General features: G+C 71.9%; 9 protein-coding genes. All 9 read right to left on the reverse strand.

Features of this window, described 5'->3' with window-relative positions; genetic code table 11:
* Positions 1–54: 54 nt before the first annotated feature.
* Positions 55–237 (reverse strand): light-harvesting antenna LH1, alpha subunit, encoded by a 183-nt coding sequence (gene pufA / locus FV230_RS21395; protein ID WP_147730006.1) that lies wholly within the window; start codon positions 235–237, stop codon positions 55–57.
* A gap of 11 nt (positions 238–248) precedes the next feature.
* A complete protein-coding gene (gene pufB, locus FV230_RS21400) occupies positions 249–482 on the reverse strand; it encodes a light-harvesting antenna LH1, beta subunit (RefSeq protein ID WP_147730005.1) in 234 nt (77 codons plus the stop codon).
* A 164-nt stretch (positions 483–646) separates the two neighbouring features.
* Positions 647–862 carry a hypothetical protein gene (locus tag FV230_RS21405; RefSeq protein ID WP_147843834.1) on the reverse strand — a complete coding sequence of 72 codons (216 nt, stop codon included), beginning with the start codon at positions 860–862 and terminating at the stop codon, positions 647–649.
* Positions 863–987: 125 nt separating this feature from the next.
* Positions 988–2,454: a chlorophyllide a reductase subunit Z gene (gene bchZ / locus FV230_RS21410; protein WP_147843835.1), complete on the reverse strand. Its 1,467-nt coding sequence runs from the start codon at positions 2,452–2,454 to the stop codon at positions 988–990.
* Positions 2,454–4,028, reverse strand: coding sequence for a chlorophyllide a reductase subunit Y (gene bchY / locus FV230_RS21415; RefSeq protein ID WP_147843836.1), 1,575 nt, complete (start codon positions 4,026–4,028; stop codon positions 2,454–2,456). Before bchY ends, bchZ begins: the two co-directional genes overlap by 1 nt.
* A 5-nt stretch (positions 4,029–4,033) precedes the next feature.
* A complete protein-coding gene (locus FV230_RS21420) occupies positions 4,034–5,020 on the reverse strand; it encodes a chlorophyllide a reductase iron protein subunit X (protein ID WP_147843837.1) in 987 nt (328 codons plus the stop codon).
* Complete coding sequence (gene bchC, locus FV230_RS21425; protein ID WP_147843839.1) at positions 5,017–5,952, reverse strand: chlorophyll synthesis pathway protein BchC; 936 nt, start codon at positions 5,950–5,952, stop codon at positions 5,017–5,019. Before bchC ends, FV230_RS21420 begins: the two co-directional genes overlap by 4 nt.
* Positions 5,953–6,038: 86 nt before the next feature.
* Complete coding sequence (locus FV230_RS21430) at positions 6,039–7,253, reverse strand: methyltransferase (RefSeq protein ID WP_147843838.1); 1,215 nt, start codon at positions 7,251–7,253, stop codon at positions 6,039–6,041.
* 10 nt (positions 7,254–7,263) lie between these two features.
* Positions 7,264–7,577: polyprenyl synthetase family protein (locus FV230_RS21435; RefSeq protein ID WP_187275575.1), on the reverse strand; the 314-nt coding region annotated here is incomplete at its 5' end.

Raw genomic sequence — 7,577 nt, forward strand, 5'->3', positions numbered from 1 at the left:
CTCGCGCGGCATGCCGGCCGGGCGGGAACCCGGCCGGCACGCCGCGGGGCCGGGTCACGCCGGGGTCGGCGCGACGATCTGAAGGGAGGCCGCCTTCGAGTCCTTGGCGCCCTCCAGCCAGTTGAACCGGCTGGTGCTGAGCAGGATGAAGTGGATCAGCAGCGCGAGGACGAAGAGGAAGGTGAACAGCGCCACCAGCGTGCGGCGGGGATCGAACAGGAGCCAGACCTTGTGCATGGTGTCCTCCCTTACGAGATCATCGAGACGAGGCCGTGGACGGCTTGGGCCCCGCCTTCGAGCATGGCGTAGCCCTTCGGCCCGGGCAGCCACGGGCGCCACATCCAGACCAGGATGTGCGCGACCACGGCGATCGCGGTGAAGATGATGAAGCTCGTCAGGAAGATCGCGTGGAACTCCTTGGCTTCGGGTTCCGTCAGCCCCGAGAGGCTGCTCGGTCGTTCGAGCGTTCCGGGATTGGCCATGGTTGAAGTACCTCCGTTTGGCTGACCGCGCGGCAGGGTCGCGCGGGGGTGAGCGCCGTGGCGGCGTTGGGTGCCACGACCGGACTTCCACCCGTTCTGCCCGGACGGAAGCGTCTCGAAGGGCTCGGCCGGCGCGAAGCGCGATCCGGCGCGGCCCGAAGGCGTCAGCCCATGAAGGCGTAGGGGATGGCCGAGACCGCCATGGCCTTGGCCTCGCCGAAGACCGAGCGGCGCTGGGCCGGGCGGCCCGGCTCGCGCGCCGGCATCACGCGCTGGGCGATCGCGGCGGCGAGGAAGAACGGGTAGGCCGCGCCGAGGATGACCTTGAACTGGACCTCCTCCTGGTGGAGCCGGGACGTCGCATCGATCGATCGGGCCATGGATGTCCTCCTGGGCGCTGGGGCCGGCGCAGGGCGCGGGCTCGGCGGGGTGCGGGCGGATTCGTCCGGCCGGAGCCGGGGCGAAGGGGTGTGGGCGGCAGGGATCGGCAGGCTCGCGGACGCGCTCATGCGGCGACTCCGAGCTTCAGGGCGTCGTGGGCGGTCTCGACGTGCCCGGGTGCGACCTCTCCGGCGCCGTCGCGGCGGGCGCCGCGCTCGGCGGCATCGCGCAGGCGCTTGGCCATCGAGATCCGGACCAGGACCGGCTGGCGCTCGACATGCGCGTCGAGGAGCGCCCGCGCGGCCTCGTTCCACGGCAATTCGCGATGCATCCGCGCCGGCGTCGCCTCGACCGCATCCATGTCGCGGGCGAGCGGCAGGATGTGGAAGAGCATGTCGAACAGCGCGTTGCAGACTTCCTGCACGAGGTAGGTCGCGCCGGAATAGCCCATGAACGGCGTGCCGGTGTGCCGCCGGATGATCGCGCCGGGGAACGAGGCCGGCACGAACACCGCCCGGCAGCCGCTCTCGGCCGCGTACATCCGCTCGTTGAACGAGCCGAACAGCACCAGCGGCGGATCGTTCGCGATGGCCGCGCGCACGGCCGCGTTGTCGGGCTTGGCGCCGGGCTTTCGCGCGAAGGCGAAAGTGCAGGGCAGCCCCATCTCCTCCTCGAGGAAGTGGCGCACGCCGCGCGCGTAGGTGTCGGTCGCGACGATGCCGAAGCTCGCGGTGCCGAAGAAGTCCTGCGTCACCGAGCGCCACAGGTCCCAGACTGGCTTGATCGTGGTGTGCTTCTCGCGCTCGATGAACGGCTCGGGATCGAGGCCGAGGATCTCGCCGAGCGAGCGCAGGAACTTGGTGGTCGAGAGCACGCCGATCGGCGCCTGCAGGTAGGGCCGCCTCAGGTCCTCGCAGAGCAGGCGCCCGAACTCGCGGTAGAGGCAGACGTTGGCGTCGGCATTGACGAGCTTGGGCACGTCGGCGAGATGCGAGCCCAGCGGGAAGACCAGGTTGATCTCGGCGCCGATCCCCTCGACCAGCCGCCGGATCTCGGCGAGGTCGGAGGGCATGTTGAAGGTGCCGTAGGCCGGCCCGATGAGGTTGACCCGCGGGCGCTCGCCTTCCTTGCGCGCGGGACGCGCCGGGATGCCCTTCTTGGCGAAGCGCTTGGCGCCGTATTCCTGCCAGAGCCAGCGCATCGCCCGGTCGGCGGTCTGCCACTGGTCCTCGTCGATGGTGCGCGGCAGGAAGCGCTGGATGTTGGTGCCCTCCGGCGTGACCCCGCCGCCGATCATCTCGGCGATCGAGCCGGTGACGACGACGCTGGGCTGGCCGGGATCGAGCACCGCATGCGCCCGCTTCATCGCGCCCTCGGTGCCGTGGCGGCCGAGCTCCTCCTCGCCGAGGCCCGTGACGACGATCGGAAGCTCGTGCGGCGGCAGCGCGTCGGTGTAGTGCAGCACCGAGGTGACCGGCAGGTTCTCGCAGCCGACGGGGCCGTCGATGATGACCTGCAGGCCCTTGATCGCCGTGAAGACGTAGACGGCACCCCAATACCCGCCGGCGCGGTCGTGATCGAGGACGAGCATCAGGCCATCTCCCCGATAGGATCGTGGTCGTGCTTCTTCGACGCGGGCGCCCGCGCCACGCTCTTGCGCAGCTGCGGCACCGCCTCCCAGACGCCGGCGGCGTGGCCGGTCCCGACGCCCTCGAAGAAGCCGCGCATCGCGTCGAAGCGGCCCTTGTTGCCGAGCGCGGCGTTGATCACCTTGGCGAGCGAGCCGGCGCCGGCGACGCCCATCAGCGGCCGTGCCGAGATCAGGTTGGTGAAGTACAGAGCCGGCGTGCCGGCCTCCTTGGCCTTCTGCACCACCGGCGTGGTGCCGACGGCGAGGTCGGGCCGGTATTCGCGCATCGCGGCGAGGTCGTCCTCGAGCGAGGCCCGGAACTTCACCTGGACGCCGCGGGCCTCGAGCCAGTCGCGGTCGGCCTCCGCCCAGGGCGTCCTCGGGCAGGCGGTGCCGACGTAGCGCAGGTCGGCGCCGCTTTCGATCAGCAGGCGCCCGACCAGCAGCTCCGAGCCCTCGTAGCCGGAGAGGGTGATGCGGCCCTGGATCGGGGCGGCGGCGAGCACGCCGCGGATCGGCGGCAGCAGGCGGTTCTTGGCGGCCTCGACCAGGCCGCGCGGGACGGCGCAGGCCTCGCCGATCCGGTCGAGCCAGTCCGCGGTGCCGTCGACGCCGACCGGCGCCGAGCCGACGATCGGCCGGCTGGCCGCCTCGAACTCGCGGATGCTCGCGGTGTAGAACGGGTGGATCGCCGCCACCGCCGCGCCGTCGAGCGCCGCGTAGAGCTCGCGCCATTCGCGGGTCGGGACCACGGGGCCGGCGGCGAGGCCAAGCGGCTCCAGCATCGCGCCGATCACCACGGGATCGGCGGGGAACATCTCGCCGAGCAACGTCACCGTCGGGCGCTCGGAGCGGCCGGCGCGCGGCGCCTGGACCGGGCCCTGCTCGGCTTCCGTGCGCGCGAACCGCAGCATCGCGCCGGCGAGCACGTCCTTGGCCTCGGCATGGGTCGGCACCCCGAAGCCCGGCACGTCGATGCCGATGATGCGGACGCCGTCGATCTCCTTCGGCAGCAGGCGCAGCGGCACGCCCGAGGCCGTCGGCACGCAGAGGTTGATCACCACGACGGCGTCGTAATCGGCGGGCTTGGCCGTGAGGAACACCGCCTCGCGGATGTCCTCGAACAGCTTGCCGGTGACCAGCGTCTCCGAGTTGAACGGCACGTAGCCGACCGAGCGCTTGGCCCCGTAGAAGTGCGAGGTGAAGGTCAGCCCGTAGACGCAGCAGGCGGAGCCGGACAGGATCGTCGCGGTGCGCCGCATCCGCAGGCCGACTCGGAGCGAGCCGAAGGCCGGGCACATGCTCTGCGGCTGGTCGTGCGGCCCGACGGGGTAATCCTTGGCCAGCCGGTCCAGCGTCTCGCTCATGCCGGCCTCGGCGGCGGCGGCCCGCATCACGTCCTTGCCGGCATGGCAGCCGAGGCCGTCGCCCTTCGTCGCCGCGAGGTTCACGGCCGGCGCCTGCGCGGCGGCGAGCGTCGAGGCCGGGATTTCCCGGCGGGCGCGGAGCGCGGCGATGTCGAGGGTGACGGCCATGCGCCTCAAACCTCGTCGTAGACGACTTCGAGGGACGGCTTGGCGACGTGGGCGACGCCGCACATGTCCTCGAAGGTCGCCGGCACCAGCACCACGTCGCGGCCGGTGGTCTCGCTGGAGAACAGCCCGAGGAGGCCGTCCTGCGAAAGCGGCGTCGGGTGATTGGGCTTCGCCTCGGCGACGTTCTGGGCGAGATCGGCGAACAGCGAGCCCCAGCGCCCGTCGGGCCGGCCGATGATCTCGTAGTTCGCGCTCTTCCTGCGGATGTCGTCGTCGGCCGGGATCGAGGCCAGCACCGGGATGCCGACGGCGGCCGCGAAGGCCTGGGCCTCGCCGGTGTGGTCGTCCTTGTTGATCACCAGGCCGCCGACGCCGACGTTGCCGCCGAGCTTGCGGAAGTATTCGACCGCGGAGCAGACGTTGTTGGCGACGTAGAGCGACTGCAGGTCGTTCGAGCCGACGACGATGACCTTCTGGCACATGTCGCGGGCGATCGGCAGGCCGAAGCCGCCGCAGACCACGTCGCCGAGGAAGTCGAGCAGGACGTAGTCGAAGCCCCATTCGTGGAAGCCGAGCTTCTCCAAAAGCTCGAAGCCGTGGATGATGCCGCGGCCGCCGCAGCCGCGCCCGACCTCGGGGCCGCCGAGCTCCATCGCGTAGACGCCGTCGCGCTTGAAGCAGACGTCGCCGATCGCCACCGGCTCGCCGGCGAGCTTCTTCCGGGTCGAGGTCTCGATGATGGTCGGGCAGGCCTTGCCGCCGAACAGCAGCGAGGTGGTGTCGCTCTTCGGGTCGCAGCCGATGAGAAGGACCTTCTTGCCCTGCTGGGCCATCATGTAGCTGAGGTTGGCCAGGGTGAACGACTTGCCGATGCCGCCCTTGCCGTAGATCGCGATGATCTGCGTTTCCTTCTTCGCCGGCGCGGTCGCCACCGGATCCGGCTCGATGGCCGCTTCGGCGCGGAGCGCGGCGTTGGTCAGGTGCATGTTCATGCGTTCCTCCAGTCGAGGATCATCTTCAGGCACTCGGGCTCGCCGAAGGCCGTGCGATAGGCCTGCTCCGCCTCCGACGCCGGGCGCCGGTGGGTGATCAGGCCGTCGAGGGAGAGGGCGCCGCGTGCGACGAGCGCGCTCACCGCCGCGAGGTCGTGCGGCCGGAACTCGGCCGCGACCCGGATCCGGGCCTCGCGCAGGAAGGCCGGCGGGAAGGCGAAGGCGAGCGGCGCCTCGTAGAAGCCGGCGAGCACGATCTCGCCGCCGGAGCACAGCCGCCCGATCAGCGTGTCGAGGAGGCTCGCATCGCCGCTGACGTCGGTGATCGTCGCGTAGTCGCGGCGCTCGTCCTGATCGGGGTGGATGACGGGATAGCCGAATTCGCCCCGCGCCCGGACCGGATTGGTCTCCCACACCGTCGGCATCGCGCCGGACAGGGCGGTGAGCCGGGCCAGCAGGCGCCCGAGCACCCCGTGGCCGACGATCAGCGAGCGCTCGCCGGGGGCGTTGCTCGCCATCGCGTGGTAGGCGGTGGCGGCGAGCGCCAGCAGGATCGCCTTCTCGCCCAGGGCGGGGTCGACCGGCACCAGCTTCTCCGCCGGCACGATCAGGTGCGAGGCGGCGCCGCCGAACAGGCCGCGCACCGTGCCGAAGCAGCGCGCGCCCGGCACGAACACCGCTTGGCCGACGCTCAGGTCCGAGCCCGCGGGCGCCGATTCGACGGTGCCGACCGACTCGTAGCCCGGCACCAGCGGGTATCCCATGCCGGGGAAGCTCGGCATCCGCCCGGTCCAGAGCAGGCGCTCGGTGCCGGTGGAGATCCCGCTCCAGGTGACGGCGACCACCGCGTCGCCCTCTGCGGCCGGAGTCAGCGGCAGGCGGTTGAGCGCCAGCACCTCCGGTTTCTCGAGAACGACGGCGAGCGCGTCCATGTGCGGTGCCTCTTCCATCCCTGGCCCGACTCTCCCGGTCGGCCATCAGTCATCCTAGAATGACAACGCAAAGCGTCAAGCCAAATTTACACTTCGCCTCGTTTGCGGGCGACGACGAGGCGCGTCAGCAGGGAACGACGGGTCTTCACGCTGCGGATCGCGTCGAATCCGGCATCGCGAAGCATCGCGGTCAGCTCCTCGACGGTGCGGGCGCGGCCGCTGCCCATGGCGAGCAGGTAGAAGCCGAAATAGGCGTCGCCGATCGGCTCGGCCCCCCGCGTCCCGGCCATCGGCTCGGCGATGAGCAGCGTGCCGCCGGGGGGCAGCGCGTCGTGCGCCGCACGCAGCAGCACCGCGGCGCGGGCGTCGTCGTGGTCGTGGACGATCCGCACCAGCGAGATCGCGTCGGCGCCGCGCGGCAGCGGATCGGAGAAGAAGCTTCCGCCGCGGCAGGCGACCGTCAGGCCCGCCGCACCGAGGCGCGCCTCGGCCCGGGCGGTGACCGCCGGCAGGTCGAACAGCATCAGGTGCAGGCCGGGGTGGCGGGCCGCGGCGGCGGTGACGAAGGCGCCCTCCCCGCCACCGACATCCATCAGGCAGGCGTGCGATCCGAGCGGATAGGCGTCGAGCACGTCCTCGGCGATCAGCGCCTGCGAGGCCGCCATCAGGCGGCTGTAGCCGGCGACCGCCTCGGCCTCCGCGGCGTCCGGCTCGGCGGCCTTGGCGTAGGGCCAGTAACCCGAGAGTTGCGTCGGGGGTCCTTCGCCGCGCAGCAGCGCGACCGGGTCGGCGAGATCGGCGTAGAGCATGGCGTGATGCTTGATCATTGCCGCCACCGACGGGTTGCCGATCAGCGCCGCGCCGAGGTCGGCCAGCGCCCAGCGCGCGTCGGGCAGGCGGCCGATCAGGTCGAGGGAGGCGGCGGCCTTCAGGAGGCGCTCGGCCCGCTCCGGTGCGAGACGGAGGCGCTCGGCCAGCACGGCCGTCGCGAGCGGGCCGGGCTGCAGCGTGTGGAAAAGGTCGAGCCGGACGCAGGCGAGCAGCACCTGGGAGTAGGTGAACCCGGCGCAGAGGTCGAACAGCGCCCGGGTGTTCGTCCGCGCGATGCGGCGCGTCAGCGGAAACCCGGCGGCCCAACGCTGGAATGCGGGGCTCGCGACGCGGGCGATGCGGAAGGCGCGCCAGCGCTCGCGAAGGTTTCGAAACGCGAGCCACCCTCCCCCCGCCGAGGCGAGCGGGACGGCGCGGAGGTCGTTCTTCTCCCCGCCGGAGACGATGCCCACGCTGGTTTCCGCCGCCATGCCCCTCGCCTCAGGCGAATTCGTGGGCGAGGCTCGCGGGCAGGAAGAGCCGGGTCTGCGCGGCGATCTCGGCGCGCAGCGCGTCGGCGCCCGGGCAGGTCGGGATCACCTCGATCGCCTCCGCCGAGAGGCGCTTCAGCCGCTCGAGGGCGCCGCCCATGCCGAGGAGCAGGGCGGCGTTCGGCCGGCCGAGGGTGGCGTCGCGGCCGGCGGGCTTGCCGATCTCCTCCTGGCGGCAGGCGACGTCGCGCAGGTCGTCGGCGACCTGATAGGCCTCGCCGAGGCATTCCCCGAGGAGCCGCCACGGCAGCGGCGGCGGCGGGC

It is taken from the genome of Methylobacterium sp. WL6 (genome assembly GCF_008040095.1).
Lineage (GTDB): Bacteria > Pseudomonadota > Alphaproteobacteria > Rhizobiales > Beijerinckiaceae > Methylobacterium.